Raw genomic sequence first — 24,803 nt, 5'->3', positions numbered from 1 at the left:
TTTTTATATTATATCTTCTCTTTTTATTAGAATCCGTAGTTGACACCAAGTCCAAATACTTCTCTGATCTGAAAAGCTCCAGTTGCATTGTCATCATAAATTGCTTGAAACGTAAAGTTTGTAGACAAATACTTATTGATTGTCATCACAATATTTGCAGTATAATCGATATCTACATTTTGAGGATCCTCTAGATAATTAGAGTATAGGTTCAAAATGTTTTCCATTGATACATTTTTCATGATATCAAATTTTGCATATCCGCTAAGCGCTGCACCAAATTCAAAACGAGAAGTTTCATTAGCTTCTACTCCAAAGTAACCACCAGCAGTATTAAACTCATCAATTTCAGCTTGCGTATTTCTTTCTGTAAAATCTCCATCTACAAAAATAAATCTTGCTGTTGCAGGGGCTATATTTACTTTTAGGTTGTCACTTTTTTTCCATAACATACCTGGTCCAAACTGTAGATATGCAGGAGAAAAGATATGTGTTCTTTCTGTTCTTATTTCTCTTGTACCTGTAACATTCCCAGTATTTTGGTCAATAATCTCTTCTTCACCAAATTCGTACCCTTTGTCAAACTGTGTTCTAAAATTTAGGAAGAAAGAGTAATACCATAGTGATTCTTTGATCTGTTTACCTACCAGAGAGTTAAACTCAAAACGGTCATTAGTTTTACGAGTAAACTCTTGGTCTTTAAGTTTTGTAAGACCATAATCCGCAAGGATTTTATTATCCCAAGTAATATCACCTTTGCGATAGTTCATATCATAAGATAGAGATAGGTTTCCTGCGATATTAGAGGTTCCTCCCCCAAGCCAATCGGCATTAAATGCAGATTGATTGAATAAGAAACTAATATTTCCCCCTCTTGTCCATCCTTCTTTTGGAGCTTCTTCTTTTGCTTCTTCTTGTGCAAATAGGATTGTAGAACCAAGTAGTAGCACTACTGTTAGCAATGTTTTTTTCATTTGATAGATAGTTTTAGGCGAATTAATTCGGCCATTTTTAAAAGTTAGATAATTTGTTAACTGATATCAACAACCAGTGTAATTTTTTACGTTGGCAAATATATTTTAAGAAACGTTTTTTATTCTAAAAGTGTGCTAAGAGGCTAGCATTTTTCGATAAAAGACAATATTAATAGACAAAACGAATTATTTTCTTTTGTATAGTGGAACAGAAGAGCAGGCCTCACCATACATAATACTTTTGGCCACGGGTTGTAGCTTTTGGATCAGGTCTATATATGCTCCTTGAGGAACGGGTTTGTTAGTACACCCTTTTATAATAATAAATTTATCCTGATACTCAGAAACATCAAGAACGCGTATGATTTCTGAGTATATCATAGTTTCTAAGTTATCTAGTGTACCTACAACTGTTTTTTTTGCAAAAGGAAATAATGAGCTGGTCAATAAAAGATATGCCCATCCTGGTATAATTGCATCTGTAGAGCAATATAAGGCTACATAAGTATCTTGATATTGATTCCAATCATGATCTGCTACATGTGCTCTAAAATCTTTTTCACGTAGCACCAACCCCTCAAAAAGCCAGTCTTTGATATCAAAGAGAATACGGTTTCCTTTTGGGTAATAATCTTCTAGATCAAAAGTTATCAGTTTCGTATTATTTGCAACTCTATTTACAATCTCATCAGCCATGATGTTATCTTTTTTTCTTTATACAGATATTATTTATATCCTATTTTTTCTGATAGGTTGATATTGCTCTTTGCAAAATTACCTGTACCAAATGCAATTTCTTTTCCATCCTCATTATACATAGTTGCTTCTGCTACAAAAAGGTTTCTGGATTTGGATTTTATTTTTCCTACAGATGAAATAATTCCTTTGTGAGCTGGTCTAATCAGATGAATATTAAACGAGGTCGTAAGTACAAAAGCATCCTTTATAATAGAATTCACCGCAAAAAAAGCGGCATCATCCAATAGTTTAAAATAGACAGAACCATGTATAGCTCCTAATGCGTGGAAATATTTTTCAGAAATTTCCATATTTATTTGTGCCAGACCTTCAGAAATTTTAATTGTTGTAGTATCATACAATGCAGTATTAATATTTGCTTGTAGATACATTTTTTCTAATTTGGTATAATGTTCTTGATTCATTTTTATGTTTAATAATACATACCAAAGACAATCTTGCGTAAGCCTATAAGATGGATTAAAGCATTCCTAATTCTAATTTTGCTTCTTCACTCATTAAATCTTGTGACCACGGTGGATCAAAGGTAAGTTCCATCTCTACATCATTTACTTCATCAAGAGATTTTACTTTTTCTCGTATTTCTTCTGGTAGTGACTCTGCTACAGGGCAGTTGGGAGAGGTAAGTGTCATCAGAATTTTTACATCATACTCCTCATTAACAAATACATCATATATCAACCCTAACTCATATATATCAACGGGAATTTCTGGATCATATATTGTTTTTAATACGCGTACAATTTTTTCTCCCAGATCATCTGTGTCTATAGCTTCTTCACTCATTTTTTTTATTTTAATTTTTCTTTTAGATAAACTATACTTACCAAAAAACAGATTTAATCTAATTGAGTTTGGTAGGCAATAGCATACATTTTTAATTGCTTAATCATACTTACTAAGCCATTTGCTCGAGTAGGCGATAAATGCTCTTTCAGGCCTATTTCATCTATAAAATCGGTATTTGCTTTAATAATATCAGCTGGATGCTGCTCAGAAAATACACGAATCAATATAGCAATAATCCCTTTGGTAATAATAGCATCACTGTCTGCCGTGAATTCTATTTTATTATCTTTCATATCGGCATGCACCCATACTTTACTCTGACAGCCTTTTATAATATTAGTGTCTATTTTATACTTTTCTTCAATAAGAGGTAATGATTTACCCAATTCAATCATATACTCATAGCGTTGCATCCAATCATCAAACATGCTAAACTCATCAACAATCTCTTCTTGAATTTCTTGTATTGTCATTGCTTACAAATTTTTAGCAAAAGTACGATAAGAATTGTTGCTATTCAATACTTTCTGATAATGATAGTATAGTATTAACTAATAGTTATATTTCTTGTTATGTTATATTAGCTCAACATCATTTGTGCTTTTTTTACAGCATTTACCAGTACATCGATTTCTTCTTTGGTATTATAAAATGAAAAGGAGGCTCGTATGGTTCCTGGAATTTTATAGAAATCCATAATAGGTTGTGCACAGTGATGTCCTGTTCTTACCGCAACTCCTAACTTATCTACAATTGTTCCTACATCATAAGGGTGAATGTTATCTAGATTAAAAGAAATTACTGAGGTCTTATTCTTGGAAGTACCGTAGATTCTCAATCCTTCGATTTCTAATAATTTTTGTGTGCCGTAGGCTAACAACTCCTCTTCATAGCTTGCAATAGCATCAAAGCCTATGGTATTCATATAATCTAGCGCTACTCCAAAAGCAATACCCCCACAAATATTAGGTGTACCCGCTTCAAACTTATGTGGCAATCCAGCATAGGTAGTTTTCTCAAAAGTTACCTGCTCTATCATCTCTCCTCCTCCTTGATACGGAGGGATTTTGTGTAGCCATTCTTCTTTTCCGTATAATACACCTACTCCTGTTGGGCCACATAACTTATGCGCAGAAGCTACATAAAAATCTACATCCAAAGCCTGAACATCAGGTTTGATATGCGGGCAAGCTTGTGCTCCATCTATTAATACCGCAGCACCTACACGGTGTGCTTTTTTGATAATTTCTTCGATGGGGTTTATTGTACCCAATGCATTAGAAATATGATTGGTAAATACAAGTTTTGTTTTATCAGAAAGCAATTGATCGTATACATCTATCAATAATTCCCCTTCTTTATTCATAGGGATTACCTTGAGTATGGCACCTGTTCGTTCACATAACATCTGCCAAGGAACTATATTAGAATGATGTTCTAGGGCCGAAACAATAATTTCGTCTCCTGCAGTAAGAAGATCGGTAAAACCAGTAGCAATTATATTGATACTATGTGTTGTACCCGCAGTAAGAATGATCTCATGAGTATGCTTTGCATTAAAGTGTTGTTGCACTTTTTTGCGGGCAACCTCATAGGCATCTGTTGCTTCTTGTGAGAGGGTGTGTACACCTCGATGAATATTTGCATTGTAATTACTATAATAATCTACAATTGCATCTATGACTATTTGTGGTGTTTGAGATGTGGCCGCATTATCAAAGTATACCAAAGGTTGTCCGTTTACCGTTCTTTTGAGAATAGGAAAATCTTCTCTGATTTTCAATACATCTAGCATATCAATTTCTTTTTGCAAAAGTAATAAGTATTTCTATGAGGATTGTTTATTTTTAAAACGATTTAATCCTTTTTCTTATGAATCGATTCAGAAAAAAACTCGGACTTTTATTTTTAGTATTAATCACAATCCTTTGTGTTGTTATTATTTTCAATTATCCAAAGCTCACAATATTGGCTGGATATTCTGCAAAAAATATGAATTCATCTGTTTTTATTGCATCGCGTGGTGTAAACTATACAGATCATAATGATAATAATTTCGCTCCCGTTCATTTGGCTGATGATACGGTAGATTATAAAAAGAAAACGGCTACGGCTACTGTTTTTGGACTCAAGAAAAGAAAAGCCATCTATAGAGAAGGGCTGGGTAGTCTTCTGATTGATGATAGTTTTGATGAGAATACTCCTGTATTGATCCCTAATAGAGTTAAAAAACCTTCTGGATTGTCATATCCTTATGGAGAACTAGATCAAAAAGACACTGTTTTTACAAATATTGATTATGATAAAGTAAATAAAACTGTCGCTTCAATTTTTGATCTCAAAGGAGAGGATGTACAAAAAACAAGGGCAGTTCTTGTTCTCTACAAAGACCAGATTATTGCAGAACGATATACAGATGGGATCGATAAAAATTCTAAATTATTGGGGTGGTCTATGACCAAAAGTATTTTTAGTACTGTGTATGGTGTATTACAAAAACAAGGAATTCTTACTGTTGCAGACAAAGCTCCTGTAAAAGAATGGCAAAATGATGCAAGAAAAGAAATAACAATCAATAACCTATTGCAAATGAATTGTGGGTTGGAGTGGGAAGAGGATTATGGTTCTATATGTGATGCTACAAAGATGTTATATATAGATGCTGATATGACAAAGGCTCAAATCAATAAAAAAGCAATTCATAAACCTAATGAATTTTGGTACTATTCATCTGGTGTTTCAAACTTATTGTCAGGCATTTTGCGTAGTAAGTTTGATACATATCAAGAGTATCTTGATTATCCATACCGTGAGTTTATTGATAAAATTGGTATGCATTCTATGCTTATAGAAACAGATATGGCTGGTAATTATGTAGGTTCCTCATATTCTTGGGCAACGGTAAGGGATTGGGCTAAATTTGGTGTACTATATCTACATAAGGGGAATTGGAATGGTGATCAGATTTTTGATAAAGAATGGGTTGACTATATTACAACACCAAGCCCTACCTCTGAGGGGGATTATGGAGGACATTTTTGGTTGAATGCAGGTAGTTTTTATCCCGACGCACCTAGAGATATGTTTTCTGCAAATGGATATCAGGGGCAACGGGTGTTTATTATTCCTTCAAAAGATTTGGTAATTGTACGCTTTGGATTAATAGGGGATAAAGGGGTTGATTTTAATACGTTTCTTAAAAACATGGTTAGTGCTGTAAAATAATGCATCTTGAAAACCAGAAGTCCTTAAAAATCACGAGTATTATCAAACCATTGCAATGCTTTTTCTTGTTTGATTTTTATAGGAGAAGTAGTAATAAGTTGTTCTATGCCCAACGCTACATCTTCTCTTTCTGAGGTTTCTATACCTGATAGAGCGTTAATTGATTTTATAAATACCACAATTGCAGTTTTTACTTCTTTTTCTGATGTTGCAGAGGATATTGATTGAACCGCAGTTTTGTATGATTTTATAGCAATTCTTTCGTTCTTTTTTATCCATCCTGAAAATGGCAAGCCATATGCTTCTGTAAACCAGAATGGTTTTCTTAATTTGGATATAGAAGCATATTTCATTTCTCGCTGTTTCGATAATTTTCTAAGATCCGTTCGTAGTAATTTACCTGAAGACTCTTCAATATTCCAACCAATAAATGATACTAATGATGGCCATTTGTTGAGTTCTGGAAAATCACTGATATTAGGACAATATCGTATTGCTAAAGATTCTAAACTTTTTAATTCTTCCAAGCTTTTTAAGTTAGTCAGGTTTCCTGACAATGCAAGGTGTGTAATGTTTTTGAACTGCAATAAGCTTTTACAATCGAATGGTTGTCCTAGCGGAGTTACTTTTACATCTACAGAAGTTACTGTTTCAAAGGCCTCAAAAATGGGTAATGTATATGATGTTTTTTTGATTCTTGAAGTGTCTGGGTAAAACCCCACTTGAGGAACTGAATTAAGGTTTGCTTTTTTACATTGAAATAAATCAAGGTTTCCTACCAGATTCAGATTATTTATATTTCCCAGATTGGTTACGGTTATGCTTTTTTGTAATTGAATTGTAAGCCTATTAATCTGTGCCTTCTCAAAATCTACTGAAACATTTGTAAGAGGAGTCCATTGAAAATCTTCTATTGAACGTTTTTCTGACCATTTTATAAATCCAAGATCATTACCCCAATAATAAAAAAATCTCGGCCAATGTGAGCCTGCTGGTGTGTTTAATTTATCAAATGCGTTCCAATTAATTGTCTTATTATGATCTACGAGCACATCATATAAATCTGGTGCCATTGTTGTGCTACCTATAGAAAAACTGCCCTGCCCTGCAGGAATGTATACACTGTGGCTATTCTCTCCTGTCAAAGATAGAATTAGGTTTTCTTCTCGGCTCATATTTTCACTGATATAATTAATAAAAAATGGGGTCTAAAAGATATAGTTTGCTACCTACCAAAATAGTCATAATAACGTTTGGCGTGTTGCTCATAACGTTTGATTAGTTCAATATTTTTATTTTCTAATGATGTTAGTTCTTTTCTTACATCTGTAGATACTGGTATATACCAATCGATTGCAACGTCAAAGAAATAACGCATTTTTCTGTTTTTAAAAGAATATCCGTGTCTGGCATAGATTAAATTTCGTAATATCTCTAATTCACCTTTATTGAGGTTCTCTACATCTTGATTTGTGAGTTCTTGAGAAGAAGCGTTTAATTTTGATATAATAGAAGGATCAATTGATTCAAACTCTCCATTTTCTTCATCTTGAGAATTGTGTAAGCTCAGGTTATAATCATATTCTTCGTCAAAATGTAAATTTAATCCTGCATTGTATTCAAATTCTTTTTTATCAAGATCATACTTTCTTTTGGGTACTGCCAATTGGTTATTATTGGCAATCCATACTCCTTTTATTTTATTTTTTTCTGGATAAAGGGTAAACTCAAAAACACCATCGTATTTATCATCTCCTGGTTCTGTAACTTTAGCAAAAAGTGTTGCTTTGTCAAAACTTCCTTTGAATGGTCTTGAATTACCTGCAACTACAGAGTGTCCATACAATGAATCATTTTGTATACGATCTACAGAGATATTAATTCTATTGTGATATGATCCCTTTTTTTTATGCACATCTTCATAACTAGAAGTAATAAAAGCACCTACATAGAAACCAAGTAAATTAGAATTAGAATCAGATACGGTCTCTTGTTTTTTTGATACATCATCAGGAGTTTCTGTTTCTGCCTTATTTATCTCTTCTTTATTTGGTAAAACCTCATGTTTTTTTTCTTCTTTTTTACAAGAAAAAATAGTGATAGCAATAATTAGTAGAATTATTTTTTTCATTTTTTTAGATACTTTATAATTATAATTTCAGCTACTATAAGGTTTAAAACCCATCCTAACCATGCAACAATTTGGTATACATCCATTGGTCTGGGCTGAAAAATTAGAACAATCAAATATTTCCATAACCGTAAAGTTATAGCAGATACTGTTAACGCAAAGCTTCTAATCATAAAAAATTGATGCTTTGTATAGTTTCTTTGTCGTAAAGCTCGTACTGCTTGTAAACTAAACCAGAACCACCCTATCGCTAATATACAAAATGCTAATTGTGACCAAAATCCACCATTGGCATAATATCCTAGTATTAATCCAGAGGGAGCTGCAAATAATAATACGGATACCAAATAGATCCACCCTATTACCTTGTGAACTTTTGAGAATTGTGTTCTTATTTTTTTTGAGAACTGTGTAAATCCAGCAAAGAGCGAAAAAACAGAAAAGGTTACATGAATATAAAATGCAATTTTATAATGAGTAAGGTGAGTGTATTGTTGCTTGATTCGTAAAAAAGCAACATCAAAATCTATGGGAAAGTACTGTATTGTAATTTGAAACATTAATATACAAAAGAATGCATATAGCAATAGAAGAATAAAATGATAAGCATTGTTTACTTTCTTCATAGGAACTAAAAAAACCTCTACAAATATATGAAGAGGTTTATATACTGTACTAGTTTTGATTGTTTTTATAAATCAAAACCTATATTAACACCGAGTTTATTGGCGATTAATTTATTAATTCTAGTCTTTAGTTGCGGGATTTTCACACTTTCTAATACATTATTTGCAAATGCATACATTAGTAATGCTCGCCCTTCTTTTTCTCCAATTCCTCTAGAGCGCATATAGAATAATGCATCGTCATCTAATTGCCCGATAGTACATCCATGAGAACATTTTACATCATCGGCAAAAATCTCTAATTGAGGCTTAGAGTTTATAGTTGCTTTATCACTTAACAAAATGTTATTGTTAGATTGAAAAGCATTTGTTTTTTGAGCTTCTTTGTTTACAATAATTTTACCATTAAAAACTCCAGTAGCTTTTTCATCAAAAATACCTTTGTAATCTTGGTGACTTTCACAATTTGGTTCTGCATGATGTACCAATGTATTGTGGTCTACATGTTGTTTTCCCTCAATGATAGTTACCCCATTAAGTATAGAATCGATCCCTTCTCCTTTTTGATAAAAGTTAAGGTTATTTCTGGTAATATTTCCTCCAAAAGCAAAAGTATGTACAGATGCTATACTTTGTGCGTGTTGCTCAATGTGTGTATTATCTATCAAAGAAGCATTTTGATTATCATTTTGAATTTTATAATAATCTACAATGGCTCTTTTATCTGCAAAAATTTCTGTAACCGAGTTAGTTAATACTGGGTTTTCTGTCAAACTCTGGTGACGCTCAATGATTTGTACATGAGAATTCTCTTCAACTACAATCAAGTTACGAGGTTGTAGCATTTGGGCAGATTCTTTTCCTGTAGAGAAATGTACTATTTGGATTGGCTTATCTGCCAACTTATTTTTTGAAATATAAATATAGGCTCCTTCTTTTGAGAAAGCTGTGTTTAATGATGCTAGACCATCACTGGGTGCTATTTTATTAAAATAGTTTTCAATTACTGGCTTATATTTTTCATCAGTCAAAGCAGATGACATCAAGCATACATCTATTTTATCATGCGTAGTTTCTGATAAATGAGAAGAATACATACCATCTATAAATACGATTTTGTAGGTGTCAAGGTCATGAAGAAAATATTTTCTTATGTCTTTGAATTCTAAGGTGTTTTCTTCTTTAGGAAAAATACTATAATCGTGTTTTAATACGCTATTTAAAGAAGTATATTTCCATGCTTCTTCTTTTTTTGTAGGAAACCCTTTTTCTTCAAAAGTTTTAATGGCCTGACTTCTAATATCATGTACTGTTGAATCTACATCTACTGTATTTTCAAAAGCTAAAAAAGAAGACATTAATTTATCTTTCAACTCCATATTTAATTCCATGTTTTGTTTCTTTTGAAACAGTTTTCAAGTATAAGAGATTACTTCTCTTCTGAACTCTTTATAATTTAAACAACCGATATCTTATAAGCCCAAAAACTGAGGATTATGCGTTTATTTCTTCTTTTATCCAATCGTATCCTTTTTCTTCTAGTTCTAGAGCTAGTTCTTTGGTACCAGATTTTACGATTTTACCATCGTATAGCACATGTACAAAATCAGGAACGATATAGTCAAGTAAACGTTGATAGTGAGTAATTACAACAATAGCATTATCTTCACTTTTCAATTTATTTACTCCATTAGCTACAATACGAAGTGCATCGATATCTAGTCCAGAATCTGTTTCATCAAGTATAGCTAATTTGGGTTCCATCATAGCCATTTGAAAGATTTCATTACGTTTTTTCTCTCCTCCAGAAAATCCTTGATTAAGTGATCTAGATAAAAATTTGCGATCAATTTCTAATAATTCAGATTTCTCACGAATTTTTTTAAGCATATCTTTTGCTGGCATTTCTTCTAGACCTTGTGCTTTTCTGGTCTCGTTGATAGCCGTTTTCATGAAATTAGTTACTGTTACTCCTGGGATTTCTACAGGATATTGAAAAGAAAGAAATACACCTTTGTGAGCACGTTCTTCTGCGGCAAGTTCTTCAATATCTTCTCCATCCAAAAGCATTTTTCCTTTGGTAACTTCATACTCTTCTTTACCCGCAACAATACTTGCTAGTGTACTTTTTCCAGCACCATTAGGTCCCATAATAGCGTGTATTTCTCCTGCTTTTACATTTAGGTTAAGACCTTTTAAAATTTCTTTACCTTCGACACTTGCGTGTAAATCTTTTATTTCTAACATGATATACTATGTTTATCTCTTACCTGAGATATTATTTAATTTTCCTTTTGCAAGCTTGCGCCTTTAGCATCTTCAGAAGACCTAATTTTGGTTGGTAATTCTGATGTTGGGGCACTTACTCCAATAATTTCTTTTATTTCTACTATTTCTTCCCAACCTTTTTCTGGGTTAGGTTTTACGATTCCTTTGATTACTACAGGAACCATATCGTATTCTTCTCTTTGTAGTGGTTCTATTTTTTTGGCCAATTCTAGAGTAGCATCATTAATTATTACTCCATAAATAAAATTATCTCCTTTTATCACTGCTGCATCATCAATGAGAATAAATTCTCCTCGTATTAAATCAGGTTCTTCATTAGAATTAGATTTACAAGAAAAAAGAATAAGGCTTAAGACGATTAAAATAAATGATTTTTTCATTGATGTGAGATATTTGATGGTTTCAAGATTAGCCCACAGAACCCTCCAGAGAAATCTCAAGAAGCTTTTGAGCTTCTACAGCAAACTCCATAGGTAATTTATTCAATACCTCTTTACTAAAACCATTAACAATCAAAGCAATTGCTTTTTCTGTATCGATTCCTCGTTGGTTACAGTAAAAGATCTGATCTTCACCTATTTTGCTTGTAGTTGCTTCATGTTCTATTTGAGCTGTTTTATTTTTAGTTTCTATATAAGGAAACGTATGTGCGCCACATTCATTGCCCATCAATAGAGAATCACATTGAGAAAAATTTCGCGCATTGGTTGCTTTACTACTTATATGCACCAATCCACGGTAACTATTTTGAGATTTTCCAGCAGAAATACCCTTAGAAATAATAGTACTTTTGGTGTTTTTACCTAAGTGTATCATTTTTGTACCCGTATCTGCTTGCTGAAAATTATTGGTTACAGCGATAGAATAAAATTCTCCGACAGAGTTATCTCCTTTTAGGATACAAGAAGGATATTTCCAAGTAACAGCTGATCCTGTTTCTACTTGTGTCCATGAGATTTTGGCGTTGGTTTCACACAACCCTCTTTTGGTTACAAAATTATAAACTCCTCCTTTACCTTCGGCATTACCAGGGAACCAATTTTGTACGGTAGAATATTTTATTTCTGCATCATCTAGTGCTACTAATTCAACAACGGCAGCATGTAATTGGTTTTCATCACGAGAAGGAGCTGTACATCCTTCTAGGTAACTTACATAACTTCCTTTATCAGCTATAACTAGTGTTCTTTCAAATTGTCCTGTTCCTGCCTGATTAATTCTAAAATAGGTAGATAGTTCCATTGGACAACGAACGCCTTTTGGAATATAACAGAATGAACCGTCACTAAATACAGCCGAGTTTAAGGCTGCATAAAAATTATCTTTTTGAGGAACTACAGATCCAATATATTTCTTAACCAATTCAGGATGTTCCTTAATTGCTTCAGAGATAGAACAAAATATAATTCCTTTTTCTGCTAGTGTTTCTTTGAAGGTAGTAGCAACAGATACAGAGTCCATTACAATATCTACAGCAACACCTGCCAGTTTCTTTTGTTCGTCTAGAGAAATCCCTAGTTTTTTAAAAGTTTCCAGTAGTTCGGGGTCAACCTCATCAATACTATTATATTTAGGTTTTTTATTGGGTGCTGAATAGTAAGAAATACTCTGAAAATCAGGTTTTTCATATGTAACATTCGCCCACTCTTTTTCCTCCATCTGTTCCCAAATACGAAATGCTTCGAGTCTCCACTCTGTCATCCATTCGGGCTCTTCTTTTTTCTTAGAAATTGCTCGAACTATATTTTCATTAAGACCAACGGGAAAAGTATCAGATTCTATGTCTGTGTAGAATCCGTACTCATATTCTTTGGTTTCTAATTCTTTTTTTAAATCGTCTTCAGTATATGCCATCTTCTTTGTCCTAAAAATAATTTTAGGCTCTTTTTTTATCAATTAAAGGGAAAAACTTTCTCCACAACCACAGGTTCTGCTTGCATTGGGATTGTTAAAAACAAAACCAGTACCGTTTAAACCACCTGAATATTCGAGAGTAGTACCGATCAAATAGAGGAAACTTTTTTTATCCACAATGATCTTTACATCGTTATCTTCAAATACTTTATCTTCTTCATGTTGTGCTTTATCAAACTTTAAGTCATATGATAAACCAGAACATCCCCCACTTTTTACTCCTACACGCACATAATCGGTAGTAGTATTATAGCCATCCTCTGTCATTAGTTGGATGATCTTATTTTTTGCTCCGTCTGATACCTTAATCATACTTTTATAAATAGATTAATTCTAATATTAAATGCAAATATACTACATAAGTAGTTTTTATACACAAAACCTAACATATATCTACTATATAATAGCATAGTTAAAAGTTATACTAGTCTTTAAATCGGGTTTTTAGAATTCAGAAAAACGATTATCATTTAAAAAATCGTCATCGGTAAGCGTTTTTAAAAAAGAGATGATATACTGTTTTTCTTGTGGAGTCATTGAGATTCCCAGAGTATCGTTTTGTTTTAATATGGGGTCTAAAGTTTCTGAGTTTTCGATCCCATTACTATAATGATCCAGAACATCGCTTAGGGTTTTTAATCTACCATCATGCATATATGGAAAAGTAAGTTCGATATTTCTAAGGCTAGGAACCTTGAATTTGTATATATCTTCTGCTAAGCCTGTAACCCGTTTTCTACCAATATCATTATAAAGTGAATCAATGGGTAAACCATTATTGCGATATGACTGATCTGTGAATAAGGTGCCTTTGTGACAGGAAGCGCATTTAGTTTTGAAAAGCTCAAAGCCTGCTTCTTCTTCTTTGGTAAATACAGATCCTTCATTTCTTTCTATTTTATCATATTTTGAATTTGCCGAAACCATCATAACCATAAATTGCGATAATGCCTTGAGCAGATTATCAGTATTTATTTTTTGATCTTCGAATGCTTCGGCAAACAATTTTACATATTCGGGTTGTTCTTCTAGTTTTTGAAGAATACTATTAAAAGTTTCATTCATTTCTACTGCTGCGGTAATGGGTATAATTGGTTGCAAATCAAGATGCATTGTGGCTCCATCCCAAGTAAACTCTTTCATAAATGCCATATTGTGCAATGGCTGTGCATTGCGAGTACCCAGCGCCCCGTTTACACCATGGCTTACTATATGAGTGTGATGGGTGAACGCAAAATCCTGAATATGACAAAAACCACAAGAGACAACACCATCTGAAGCTAATCTGCCATCATAAAATAGTTTTTTTCCTAACTCAAAACCCTTTTCTGTAGGAGGATTAAGTGCCATTTTATAAGTAGGTTTAGGAAAATTTGAAGGAACAGTAAACTCTAGATTTATATTCTCTATAGGAATATAATTATCCTTATCAGAACTACAAGAAGCTCCGATAAGTATAATAACTGAGTACAACAATAGTTTCAAAATATCAATTTAATTAGAGATACTAACTGCGTTAAACATATCACCAATATTTTCGGCAATTTTTGGAGAAAACTCAGGATCTACTTGAATACTGTTTTTTTGTTCTAAAGAGTGTGTATTGGGGCCATCAAATATTTTTTCAACATCAACATTAATAGCGATTTCTGGCGATTTTGATTCTTGTATAACCAACGTTTCTGGCAAATCCAATGTAATTTGTTTATAGTTATCTAAAGTTGTACCATGACTCCCTATATGAATTAAGAAATCGGTATTGGCTCCATCATTTGCAGTATATGATCCTTCAAATTTTAAAAAGATATACCCTGCAGACCAACTCCATAGCATTGCATTTTCTTCTGCGGTAGGTATAAAATTAGCCATTCCGTTGAGTGGATATTTTGACTGATCCACACCAATACCAAATCTAATTTTGGTATATTCTCCTGTTTTAATATCGGAAAGCTTTATTTTTTTACTGTCTAAAACTTCTTCGTTTACCAAAAAATAGCTTCGATCTACGGGATATGTAAATTCTTCTCCATTGGCCTGTATGAGTACAACATTACTTATAATATATTTTAGTTCTGATATATTATAGACTTCATTACTGCTATTGGTATATAAATCTGTTATTAACTCGATACCATTGGTTTTTATTGTGTTTTTAAAATCTAGCACTACCGTACCAAAAGTTTCTGTAGTTGTTTCATCATCATTTTTACATGAGGATATAATGATTAAAATTGTGAAGAGTATATAAGTTGTTTTTTTCATCGTGGTTTTATTTGTATTTAATTATGAGTACATCTTTTGATCCTTTATTGGCAGGGATATCAAAATCATTACTTTCAGAGCTACCAGCTACTACTATTTTTTTATCTGTTTTTTCTATACAACCTTCTCCAAATTCAGCTTGGCTACCGCCACTAGCATGTTTCCATTGTACTTCTCCTTTTTGATTTATGATTATAGTCCATACATCGCTTTGTCCATTATTTTTTGAAAGATCAAGGTCATTACTTCTGGAATTCCCAGTAATTATATAGCCTCCGCTTTTCCTTTTTGTAATAGCTCTACCTGTATCAAAGGCAGTACCGCCTAATGATTTTTCCCAAAGTAAATTACCATTACCATCTATTTGAATCAACCATAGATCAGCATTTCCGTTGGCGCTAGAGATATCACCATCAATACTTCTAGAGTCTCCAACGATTAGAAATTTTCCATCATTGGTTGCTGCAATAGCATACCCAACATCTATTTCTGATCCTCCGAATGATTTTTGCCATAATTTAGTTCCTTCTTTATTTACTTTTACTGCCCAGAAGTCATAACTCCCCTTGCTATTGGTTACATCAAAATCTATACTTTCTGAGGAGCCTATCATTAAGAAACCATCATCTTGAGTTTGTACTACATCATAGCTACGATCATTATTAGTACCTCCAAAAAAGCGACGCCATTCTTTTTCTCCTGATGCATTAAGTTTTATTCCCCAAAACTCTCCAACTCCATGTTTTGCGAGATTACCTTTATCATCATTTCCTTCTCCGTCACTGGCAGTTACATCAAGAAAACCAGTTATAAAATAACCACTATCTTTAGTTTGTACCAGAGAAAAAGCTCTATCAATTCCTGCAAATCCAAAACTTTTTTCCCATAGAATATTCCCAGAGGCATCTGTTTTTACAATCCAGTAATCTTGCAAACCAGCATTTATAGTAACATCTTCATCAGCACTTCTGCTATATCCCACTATTGCAAATCCTCCATCAGAGGTTTGTATGATTTTTTCTGCTCTCTCATCACCTGATCCCCCATAGGTTTTGCTCCAAGTAATTTGCCCTTCTTTGGTAAGTTTAAGAAGCCAATAGTCGCTATCTGTAGCTGTTTTATCAGTAATATCTCCATCTATACTCTGAGTATATCCCGCTATAGCATAGCCCCCATCAATAGTTTCTACTATTGATAGGGCACTATCTTCATTACTTCCTCCAAATGTTTGTATCCATTCTATTTCGCCCAGAAAACCTTCTGGAGGAGAAGGTACTGTATTACCCGCATCATCGCTACTACTACAAGCGACTAGGCAACATACTATAGCTATATAGATACTATGTCTACTTGATATAAGTTTATAGTAATTCATTTATGATAGGTTTATGAATATTATCTTTTTACAAAGCGTTTGCTAATTACACGATTGTTTTTGGTAGTTATCTGTAAAAAGTAAACTCCTGATAATAAGCTAGAAACATCAATATCATTTATAAGATTTCCTTTGCTTACCGTTTGTCCGATAAAATTTTTGATTTCAAAACTTGAATTGTTTTTATCGGTCATAGATACATTCATAGTGTCTCCATCTACAGGATTAGGATAAATAGAGATAACCGTGTTTTGGTTAGATACCAAAGAGGCATTTCTGGCTGCTCCTGTGGTAAGTGTAACATTATCTATTGCAATATCAGCTTGCCACGTAGTTCCTGTGATTCTATTAAATCTTAATTTTAGTGATTCTCCAATATATGCTGATAAATCTAGGCTAACGTTGTTCCATGTATTTCCCTGATTTTGATTCTGGCTCCATATACTTGTCCATGAAGTACCATCATTTATAGAGGCTTCTACTGCTATACTACCCATATTGCTTGCTCCATACATATGATATGCAAATGAGAATGTTGCAGTTGTAGTAGTACTTAGGTCAAAACAAGAAGAGGTGAGTATTGCCTGTTTATTAGGAAATCCTGATCCATCTCCTGAGGCTTCTACATATATATAATACGTTCCTTGATTTGCATTTGACGGGCCTGTGTTACGAGACGGGGTTCCATTTGCATCTATAGTCCAATCAATATTATCGGCTTGTGATTGTGTCCATTGACCCAGAGTGTTTTCAAAACTTTCATTATACGGAAAAGATGAAATACCTCCAACACAAACTCCACCCCCACCAGGTCCTCCTTCTAGAATAGTTACGGTATAGTCTTCAACCTCGCCATATTGAAATGATTCACATGGGGTTGGGACTGCATTATACTTCATAGAAACACGCATTCTGGTAGCGCCTGTTGTTGCACTCGAGGGTATAGTGAATGTTCCTGAAACAGGAGTGGTTCTGGTTGCATTCTGTGACCATACTTGTTCTCCTGAATCTGCAAAATCACCATCATTATTATAATCAATCCATACACTATACCCTTCACTATAGGTAGTTCCTGACCAAGTTGGGGTGATTGTAATAGTATGAGATTCTCCTTTTGCAAGGTTTGTAGCTATAGAGGTGTTGTCCTCATAACCACCAGTAGACGCTCCACTAGTATTGTTGATAGTTCCTATTGCAACATTACTTATATATTCATCTGTTACACTGTTACCATTTGAAGCACAATAGCTTATTTGTACATTAGTTGTTGTAAAATTGATACTATTGCTATAGTTTGAAGCTGTCCCGTCTTGACACTTACTTCTTACCTGAGCTTCATAAGATGTTGTTGGTGATAAACCCGTTATGTTATATGAGTTGGAGTTTGCCGCAACGGTGGTCCATGAGGTGGTAGCTGTTTGTCTATATCGTATATCATATGTTGCACTAGCTATTGCATTCCAATTGACAATAGCTGTGGTTGCTGTTATATTAGAAGAGGCTAAATTAGAAGGTGTGGTTGCTATACATGTTCCTCCACCACTTTTACGTACTAAGAAAAATCCTCCCTGAATATCACTTATTACAATGTTTCCACTACTAAAATAAGGATATACATTCCACACCCCATCTAGTGTTACACTATCGCTAGAGGTATAGGTGTCAAAAAAGCCAACTTCTGTCATTGTTTTAGAAGCAATATTAGAAATATCAATGACCCGTATTCCTGCTCGGTAATTAGCTAGGTAGAATAAATTTCCTTTTACATATCCGTTATGATCGGTTGAAGGGGTGGGACCAAAGTAATTAAAATGAAACTTAGGATTGTCTAAATCCTGAAAATCAAATATGATGGTTTTAGTATTAAAACCTACTCCTTGCTCATCTAGCTCATCACCAAGAATAAAATATCTTTTATCCTCTGTAAACCACCCTTGATGTGTATATTTTACATCAGAATACTTTATGGTAGATATAGTTACAGGATTTGATTTATTGGTAATGTCTGCTATTACGATTTCTATCTCGTTACTACCTATTAGAATTTCTTTTCCTGTGTAATCACTATCAGGTCCATTATAGGTTACTACCTGTGCATCATGTGTATAGGCACGTTGACCTCCTGATAAAAAACCACCTGCATCTTTTGGGTTTTTGGGGTCTTGGATATTAATAAATAGTGGTCCTCCTTTATATGTTCCTGATCTACTTGCTCCTACTACATATGCGTAACCAGAATCTTCATTGATTACAATATTATGGGCGCTTCCAAATCCTGTATATCTTGTATCTGCCGTAAATGTCTGAGGAGGGTTTGCTACATTACGCAACCTTGTAAGGTCAAAAACCTGCATTCCATGATTTCCTATAAAATCAGCAACTATAAAAGCATGATTTTTATATACTTTTACATCTCTCCAACTGCTTGATCCCACTGCTGAAGGGAGTTTACCTAAATAAACAGGACTGGTAGGGTTAGAAATATCGATAAATGCGGTTCCGTTATCCAATCCTATAATGGCATATTCGTTACCGTTTTGTGGGTCTGTCCATCCCCAGCTATCATTACCAGAAGAGGCATTCATAGTAGAGAGTGTAATGTGAGACATTAGGTCGTAATCGTTGCAAGGGTAAGAGCCTGCCAAACCGTTTTGACAAGGAGTCTGACCATAAGAGCATACTACTGCAGTTACCAGCAGTATAATGGTAGTTAATTTTTTCATTGAGTTTGTGTATTTTAAGAGTGAGTTTGTGTACAAAGATTTATATCATAGGCTAATAGTTTAATAATTAAATAGTTAAACAATTTATCAATTTTATTGATGGTTTTTTAGAGATATTGCATTAACTATTAATTATTTTGGTGTTTTTTAACTTTTTTAACAAAATATTTTAAATTATAATAAGTTTATTTTCAAATAAATAACATTATTGATAAAATATAAGCTGGTTTTTTTAAACACTATATAGATTCCTTATAAAGAATTTATGATCCTTTATTTTTCAGATTTTTTTTATGAATTGAAGCTAGATTGTTGATTACCTTTGCAACATGATTGAAGATAAAAATACATCGCGCACACAATTATCAGAATTGGGAGAGTTTGGACTTATTAATCATTTGACCAAAAATTTTGAGATCAAACAAAAAACAACTTGCCTTGGTATTGGTGACGATGCCGCGGTTTTGGATTTTGAAAATAAAAAGTGTGTTCTTACTACTGATTTATTAATTGAAGGAATACATTTTGATTTATCCTATGTGCCTTTAAAGCACTTGGGATATAAAGCTGTGGTAGTAAATTTATCTGATGTATATGCGATGAATGCTACGGCTACTCAAATTACTGTTTCTATCGCTGTCTCAAACCGTTTTCCAATAGAAGCACTAGAGGAATTGTATACTGGGATTGAAACAGCTGCCAAAATTTATAATATTGATGTTGTAGGAGGCGACACTACCTCATCAACTACAGGATTACTGATTAGTATTACAGCTGTTGGTCATGCCAATGAGGAAGATTTGACATATAGAAACGGTGCCAAAGAGAGTGACCTTTTGGTAGTAACAGGTGATTTGGGAGCTGCTTATCTAGGACTTCAAATACTTGAAAGAGAAAAAAAGGTATACGAGGTAAACCCTAATTCACAACCAGATCTTGATCAATATACATATCTTATAGAAAGGCAACTAAAGCCTGAAGCAAGAAAGGACATTCCTGAACTTTTGAAAGCATTAGAAGTCAAACCAACAAGTATGATCGATATAAGTGATGGATTATCTTCTGAGGTAATACATCTTTGTACTCAATCAAAAGTAGGAGTAAATCTATATGAAGAAAAAATTCCAATTGATCCTACAGTGATTTCTACTTGCGAAGAGTTTACACTAAATAGTACAACCGTTGCTCTAAATGGAGGTGAAGATTATGAATTACTATTTACTATCAAACAAGAAGATTACCCTAAAATAAAGGCAAATCCAAGTCTAACGGTTATTGGGCATATTACCGATGAAAAAAGCGGAATAGGATTGGTTACCAGAGCCAATGAAAAAATTGAAATAACAGCTCAGGGATGGAATCCTTTAAAAGAATAAATTATGATGCAGTCTGAAGCGGGGTATTTGGACCAGTCTTTGCAAGTTTTTTTGCATGCACAGAGGCCAAAGCATTATTAATTTCTTTGAGTTTGGGGGTCATCACTTCTAATCTACCTCTACTATTGGTCGTTGCTTGCTCACCACAATGAGAACACGTATATTCTTTGATATGATGGGTTACATTTTTAGAAATTAAATAGTTGTGACCAAATAAAGAACAGTAGATTTTTGAAAAGGAGAATGCGGAGTTAGGGGTATTTTTTTTCATTTTTTGCGGGGTTAATAACTCATAAATTGGGGTTATAGGTTCATTATCAATACAATAATACCAATTTTTTTTGAGAATTACCTTATTTTTGTAAGAAAATATGTCTTAAATGGTTGGTTTTTAATCAAAATTGCCTTACAATCATGTTTTTTAACCTTTAAAAATGTATTTTGTCTAGTGTTTCATGATGACCCCACTCTATTTTGTAGTAGCTCATTTATAATTTTTAGAGAGTGGCTAGAAACGTACGAAGTTCTCTAAGGTATTCTTCTTTATTTTCTAAGTAAGACATATGCCCCCCATCAAGACGAATAAGATCAGTTTTGTATAATTGAGCTTCTTTGACAACTAGGTCAATGGGCAGTATAGGATCCTTGATTCCTGCAACAATAATTTTAGAGCCTTCAAAATTTGCAAGGATAGAGGATCGATCTTTTCTAATCTTCATTCCTTCTAATCCAGATATGATTCCTTGTAATGAGATTTTTGATGCTTGATCTTTGATCTCTTTGATCTCCTGATCAAATTTTATTCTGTTTTTGGGGGCAAAGAGATTGGCAATCGCCATACTGGTATATGCATTGGGATTCTTTTTTACAATCTCTATAGCTCTAGTTCTGGTTTGTTGCCTTTGGGGGCTATCGGGTAGTGATGTAGAGTTGAGCAATACCAATCCAGAAGCTATATCAGTAAATAGATCAATACAGGCTAATGCCACATATCCTCCCATAGAATGACCAATAAAAGTTACATTGGTTACTGCCAGAGTATCCAGAACGGCTTTTACAGCCTGCGCCATATCCTCCATAGTATGAATATACCCCATAGATTCAGTATGACCATGACCCAATAAATCAATTGAAATGCAATGATAGGTGTCTGATAATGAATCTATAGTTTGTTCCCACATAATGGTGTTTTCTAAAAATCCATGCAAAAAAACTATGGGGGCTCCTTTTCCAAAAGTTTTATAATGTATCGCAATGTTTTTATGTGTTACTATCATTTGATTCGTTTTCAAGAGAACAAAGAAACTAGAAAATGAACTTTTTTTAAACGGAAATAGGTTCTTTTTTCTTTGCTCTCCTATTTGTAATACTACAATGATTATTTTGTATGAGTCTTAAGGTTTCGTTATTATTGTTTATTAAAGAGATATAAATATCTAACCATATGAGATTTAATAAAGAAACTTTTGTTGCTGGATTTGCCTTATTTTCTATGTTTTTTGGTGCTGGTAATCTCATGCTTCCCCCTCTTTTGGGGCTTAAAGCAGGAGATGCATGGTTTATGGTTATTCTAGGTTTTGTGATCTCTGCAGTGCTTATTCCTCTATTAGGGATTTTTGCCCATGCCCGATTACAAGGAACGATGCTAGACTTTGCAAAAAAAGTATCTCCTACATTTAGCCTTATATATTGTATTCTGGTCTATATGATCTCTATAGCATTGCCATCTCCAAGAACCGCATCTGTAACTCATGAAATGGCTATACAGCCTTTTTTTGGCACTAGTGCCTGGCTTACTAGTACTGTTTATTTTGCACTAGTACTACTTTTTGTACTTAATCGATCTAAAATCCTTAATCTACTAGGGAAGTTTCTTTCTCCTCTTATATTTATAGTTGTTCTTAGTATTATTTGTATAGGTATATTCTCTATTCAAAGCCCTGTAATAAACCCATCTGTTTTTGAGACACCTATTATAAATGGATTACTAGAAGGGTATCAAACTTTTGATGCCATTGGTGCTGTAGTAGTAGGGGGTGTAATTATAGTCTCTTTAAAAATTAAAGGAACTACCGATTTTAAGCAAAATCAAGGATTGATCATAAAATCTGGTATCATTGCAGGAATAGGGCTTTTTATCATCTACTCAGGAATGATTTATAACGGAGCTCTATTTAATAATCAATTTGATCCAAACATTACAAGAACTGACCTATTATCTGGCCTTAGCTTAAAAACATTGGGAGAAATTGGTAAAGTTTTTCTTAGCATTCTTGTGGGTCTAGCCTGTTTTACCACTGCAGTTGGTATTGTAACAGGTACAGCAGATTTTATCAAAGGTATTTGCAATGATTCTCATAATACATATGTTATTACGGCTGTTATTGGTTGTATTTTGGGGGTAATAATGGGACAATTTGATGTACATTATATTATTGATATAGCCATACCAGCACTTATGTTTATTTACCCTATTACAATTGTTTTGATTGTACTAAATGTTTTGCCAGATAGATTCACTTCTTCTATGGTATTTAAGACAGTGGTAATAGTAACTATTATATTTAGTATTCCCGATTTTTTAGCCTCAATAGGATTGGATACTATTGTAACACCTATTTTAGAAACTCTTCCTTTGGGTTTATACAGTTTGGCCTGGTTGTTGCCTTCATTGCTAGCACTTATAATCATGAATATCTTGTTATTTCTAAAATCCAGATAAAAAAAACAGATTTGGAAATCCAATAAATTCGGGGTAAATTCCCCTATTACGATATAGAATCATTCATTATATTCAACCATAACAACCACAAAACCAAACAAATAAACAAAAAAGATTTTTATGACAAAAACAATTACTCTTCTATTTACTGTATTACTTTTATGCTCTTGTACTAGCGATGATGAGTATATACCTATTGCATCAAATCTGGATAAGGAACTCAAATTGCTTCTTGTAGATATATCAAAAGAACAAGGTCTTGCTTATTTTATGTTGCCAGAAAGTGATGATTATACCAATATCCCTCAAGACCCATTAAATCCAATTACTAAAGAAAAAGTTGAACTAGGAAAGCTACTATTACACGAAACGGCATTGGGCAAAAACCCAAAGGTAGAGAGTATGAAGGAGACCTATTCTTGTGCTTCATGCCATCAAGCTACAGCGGGGTTTAGTTCTGGTGTAAGACAAGGTGTTGGAGAATGTGGTATTGGGTTTGGGTACAATGGTAGTGAGCGGGTCATCGATAATAATGTACCTGTAGATTCTGTAGATATACAACCTGTTCGCTCCCCTACACTGCTTAATGTTGCTTATCAAGATGTAATGCTGTGGAACGGACAATTTGGAGGAACGGGTACTAATGAGGGTACAGAAGCTAACTGGGATAAAATTCAAGAAAATTTTCTGGGATTACAAGGGGTAGAGGTTCAGGCCATAAAGGGACAAGGAGTACACCGGCTAAAGGTAGATAAAGACTTTGTTGATACCTTTGGGTACAAAGAGATGTTTGATCAAGCATTTGGTGATATCGAGGAGAGCATGCGGTATACTACCAAAAATGCAGGTCTTGCTATAGCAGCTTATGAGAGAACATTATTGGCCAATAAGTCTCCATGGCAAGAATGGCTAAAGGGAGATTATGACGCAATGGGTACGGTAGAAAAAAAAGGAGCTATTGCCTTTTTTGGAAAAGCAAAATGTTATGAATGTCATACTGGCCCTGCACTCAATGATACAGGTTTTTATGCCTTTGGGATGGGAGATTTTGATAACACAAAAAATGCTGTTGTATTGAGTGGAGTAAATTTTGAAAATGTAAAAAAAGGAAGAGGAGGGTTTACCAAAAATCCTAATGATGATTATAAGTTTAAAACTCCCACATTATACAACTTGATCGATGCTGGTTTTTATGGACACGGGGGTACTTTTACCTCTATAAAAGATGTCGTTGCGTATAAAAATAAAGGGGTTGCACAATCTACAGAAGTTACTATAGAAAATCTAGCGCCTCAATTTGGTACTCTAAACTTGACAGATCAAGAAATAGAAAATCTTACTGTTTTTATAGAAAATAGTTTACGAGATACCGATCTTACCCGATATGTACCCGAAACAATAAAATCAGGCTATTGTTTTCCTAATAATGATGAGCAATCACAAATGGATTTAGGATGTAAAACCAAAAAATGATAAAGTGAAAAATCTCGAATACTAACCTAAAAAAGATCAACTCTATTCAGGGAAGTACACTATCAAAAACCAAAAAGGCTTTACAAGATAAGACTCTGTAAAGCCTTTTTGGTTTCTAGCAATAACTCTTATAAAAGAATAGTAGTATTTTTATTCTAGATATAA

At 33.6% G+C, this 24,803-nt stretch carries 24 protein-coding genes; 4 read left to right on the top strand and 20 right to left on the bottom strand.

The features are described 5' to 3' along the window. Positions 1-26: 26 nt before the first annotated feature. From DG508_RS08430 to DG508_RS08405, 6 genes are all read right to left on the bottom strand, one after another. The gene (locus DG508_RS08430) at positions 27-974 is read right to left on the bottom strand and encodes a DUF3078 domain-containing protein (protein WP_108867727.1); all 948 of its coding nucleotides are present in this window, start codon (positions 972-974) and stop codon (positions 27-29) included. A gap of 186 nt (positions 975-1,160) precedes the next feature. Then, on the bottom strand, positions 1,161-1,670 hold the full coding sequence (locus DG508_RS08425; protein WP_108867726.1) for a DUF2480 family protein: 510 nt from the start codon (positions 1,668-1,670) through the stop codon (positions 1,161-1,163). A gap of 29 nt (positions 1,671-1,699) precedes the next feature. Further along, positions 1,700-2,137 carry a PaaI family thioesterase gene (locus DG508_RS08420; RefSeq protein WP_108867725.1) on the bottom strand — a complete coding sequence of 146 codons (438 nt, stop codon included), beginning with the start codon at positions 2,135-2,137 and terminating at the stop codon, positions 1,700-1,702. 55 nt (positions 2,138-2,192) lie between these two features. Then, positions 2,193-2,519 carry a DUF59 domain-containing protein gene (locus DG508_RS08415; protein ID WP_108867724.1) on the bottom strand — a complete coding sequence of 109 codons (327 nt, stop codon included), beginning with the start codon at positions 2,517-2,519 and terminating at the stop codon, positions 2,193-2,195. Positions 2,520-2,572: 53 nt separating this feature from the next. Beyond that, the gene (locus tag DG508_RS08410) at positions 2,573-2,995 is read right to left on the bottom strand and encodes a SufE family protein (protein WP_108867723.1); all 423 of its coding nucleotides are present in this window, start codon (positions 2,993-2,995) and stop codon (positions 2,573-2,575) included. 107 nt (positions 2,996-3,102) lie between these two features. After that, a complete protein-coding gene (locus DG508_RS08405) occupies positions 3,103-4,317 on the bottom strand; it encodes an aminotransferase class V-fold PLP-dependent enzyme (RefSeq protein WP_108867722.1) in 1,215 nt (404 codons plus the stop codon). A gap of 77 nt (positions 4,318-4,394) precedes the next feature. Here DG508_RS08405 and DG508_RS08400 point away from each other — a divergent pair, with 77 nt between their 5' ends. Next, the gene (locus DG508_RS08400) at positions 4,395-5,747 is read left to right on the top strand and encodes a serine hydrolase domain-containing protein (RefSeq protein WP_108867721.1); all 1,353 of its coding nucleotides are present in this window, start codon (positions 4,395-4,397) and stop codon (positions 5,745-5,747) included. 23 nt (positions 5,748-5,770) lie between these two features. Here DG508_RS08400 and DG508_RS08395 read toward each other — a convergent pair whose 3' ends face one another. The 12 genes from DG508_RS08395 to DG508_RS21425 form a co-directional block, all read right to left on the bottom strand. Then, positions 5,771-6,922, bottom strand: a complete 1,152-nt coding sequence (locus DG508_RS08395) for a leucine-rich repeat domain-containing protein (protein WP_108867720.1) — start codon at positions 6,920-6,922, stop codon at positions 5,771-5,773. Positions 6,923-6,972: 50 nt separating this feature from the next. Then, on the bottom strand, positions 6,973-7,878 hold the full coding sequence (locus tag DG508_RS08390) for a YARHG domain-containing protein (RefSeq protein WP_108867719.1): 906 nt from the start codon (positions 7,876-7,878) through the stop codon (positions 6,973-6,975). Beyond that, on the bottom strand, positions 7,875-8,504 hold the full coding sequence (locus tag DG508_RS08385) for a DUF2306 domain-containing protein (protein WP_234418201.1): 630 nt from the start codon (positions 8,502-8,504) through the stop codon (positions 7,875-7,877). The genes DG508_RS08390 and DG508_RS08385 overlap by 4 nt, the downstream gene beginning before the upstream one ends. A 65-nt stretch (positions 8,505-8,569) precedes the next feature. Beyond that, positions 8,570-9,883, bottom strand: a complete 1,314-nt coding sequence (gene sufD, locus DG508_RS08380; protein WP_108867784.1) for a Fe-S cluster assembly protein SufD — start codon at positions 9,881-9,883, stop codon at positions 8,570-8,572. Between the two features lie 115 nt (positions 9,884-9,998). After that, positions 9,999-10,751 (bottom strand): Fe-S cluster assembly ATPase SufC, encoded by a 753-nt coding sequence (gene sufC / locus DG508_RS08375; protein ID WP_108867717.1) that lies wholly within the window; start codon positions 10,749-10,751, stop codon positions 9,999-10,001. 35 nt (positions 10,752-10,786) lie between these two features. After that, positions 10,787-11,173 carry a hypothetical protein gene (locus DG508_RS08370; protein WP_199912768.1) on the bottom strand — a complete coding sequence of 129 codons (387 nt, stop codon included), beginning with the start codon at positions 11,171-11,173 and terminating at the stop codon, positions 10,787-10,789. A gap of 28 nt (positions 11,174-11,201) precedes the next feature. Beyond that, the gene (gene sufB / locus DG508_RS08365) at positions 11,202-12,647 is read right to left on the bottom strand and encodes a Fe-S cluster assembly protein SufB (protein WP_108867716.1); all 1,446 of its coding nucleotides are present in this window, start codon (positions 12,645-12,647) and stop codon (positions 11,202-11,204) included. 42 nt (positions 12,648-12,689) lie between these two features. Then, the gene (locus DG508_RS08360; protein WP_103866267.1) at positions 12,690-13,019 is read right to left on the bottom strand and encodes a HesB/IscA family protein; all 330 of its coding nucleotides are present in this window, start codon (positions 13,017-13,019) and stop codon (positions 12,690-12,692) included. 132 nt (positions 13,020-13,151) lie between these two features. Continuing rightward, positions 13,152-14,192 carry a cytochrome-c peroxidase gene (locus tag DG508_RS08355; RefSeq protein ID WP_416354246.1) on the bottom strand — a complete coding sequence of 347 codons (1,041 nt, stop codon included), beginning with the start codon at positions 14,190-14,192 and terminating at the stop codon, positions 13,152-13,154. Positions 14,193-14,201: 9 nt separating this feature from the next. Beyond that, positions 14,202-14,969, bottom strand: a complete 768-nt coding sequence (locus DG508_RS08350) for an MbnP family protein (RefSeq protein WP_108867715.1) — start codon at positions 14,967-14,969, stop codon at positions 14,202-14,204. 7 nt (positions 14,970-14,976) lie between these two features. Continuing rightward, the gene (locus tag DG508_RS08345) at positions 14,977-16,344 is read right to left on the bottom strand and encodes a hypothetical protein (protein ID WP_108867714.1); all 1,368 of its coding nucleotides are present in this window, start codon (positions 16,342-16,344) and stop codon (positions 14,977-14,979) included. A gap of 20 nt (positions 16,345-16,364) precedes the next feature. Beyond that, on the bottom strand, positions 16,365-19,067 hold the full coding sequence (locus tag DG508_RS21425; protein WP_328515270.1) for a choice-of-anchor B family protein: 2,703 nt from the start codon (positions 19,065-19,067) through the stop codon (positions 16,365-16,367). Between the two features lie 329 nt (positions 19,068-19,396). On the opposite strand from DG508_RS21425, the gene thiL reads away from it, so the two are divergent. Next, the gene (thiL, locus tag DG508_RS08335; RefSeq protein ID WP_108867713.1) at positions 19,397-20,443 is read left to right on the top strand and encodes a thiamine-phosphate kinase; all 1,047 of its coding nucleotides are present in this window, start codon (positions 19,397-19,399) and stop codon (positions 20,441-20,443) included. A 1-nt stretch (position 20,444) separates the two neighbouring features. Here thiL and DG508_RS08330 read toward each other — a convergent pair whose 3' ends face one another. Next, entirely contained in the window at positions 20,445-20,714 is a 270-nt protein-coding gene (locus tag DG508_RS08330) for a hypothetical protein (protein WP_108867712.1), read from the bottom strand. 226 nt (positions 20,715-20,940) lie between these two features. After that, positions 20,941-21,720, bottom strand: coding sequence for an alpha/beta fold hydrolase (locus tag DG508_RS08325; protein WP_108867711.1), 780 nt, complete (start codon positions 21,718-21,720; stop codon positions 20,941-20,943). Positions 21,721-21,887: 167 nt separating this feature from the next. Here DG508_RS08325 and brnQ point away from each other — a divergent pair, with 167 nt between their 5' ends. Further along, the gene (brnQ, locus tag DG508_RS08320) at positions 21,888-23,165 is read left to right on the top strand and encodes a branched-chain amino acid transport system II carrier protein (protein WP_108867710.1); all 1,278 of its coding nucleotides are present in this window, start codon (positions 21,888-21,890) and stop codon (positions 23,163-23,165) included. A gap of 120 nt (positions 23,166-23,285) precedes the next feature. Then, positions 23,286-24,638 carry a cytochrome-c peroxidase gene (locus DG508_RS08315; RefSeq protein ID WP_108867709.1) on the top strand — a complete coding sequence of 451 codons (1,353 nt, stop codon included), beginning with the start codon at positions 23,286-23,288 and terminating at the stop codon, positions 24,636-24,638. The last annotated feature ends 165 nt before the right edge of the window (positions 24,639-24,803 follow it).

The organism is Aquimarina aquimarini (genome assembly GCF_900299535.1).
In the GTDB taxonomy this organism is placed as follows: Bacteria; Bacteroidota; Bacteroidia; order Flavobacteriales; family Flavobacteriaceae; genus Aquimarina; species Aquimarina aquimarini.
This window is presented reverse-complemented; position numbering and strand designations above follow the sequence as displayed.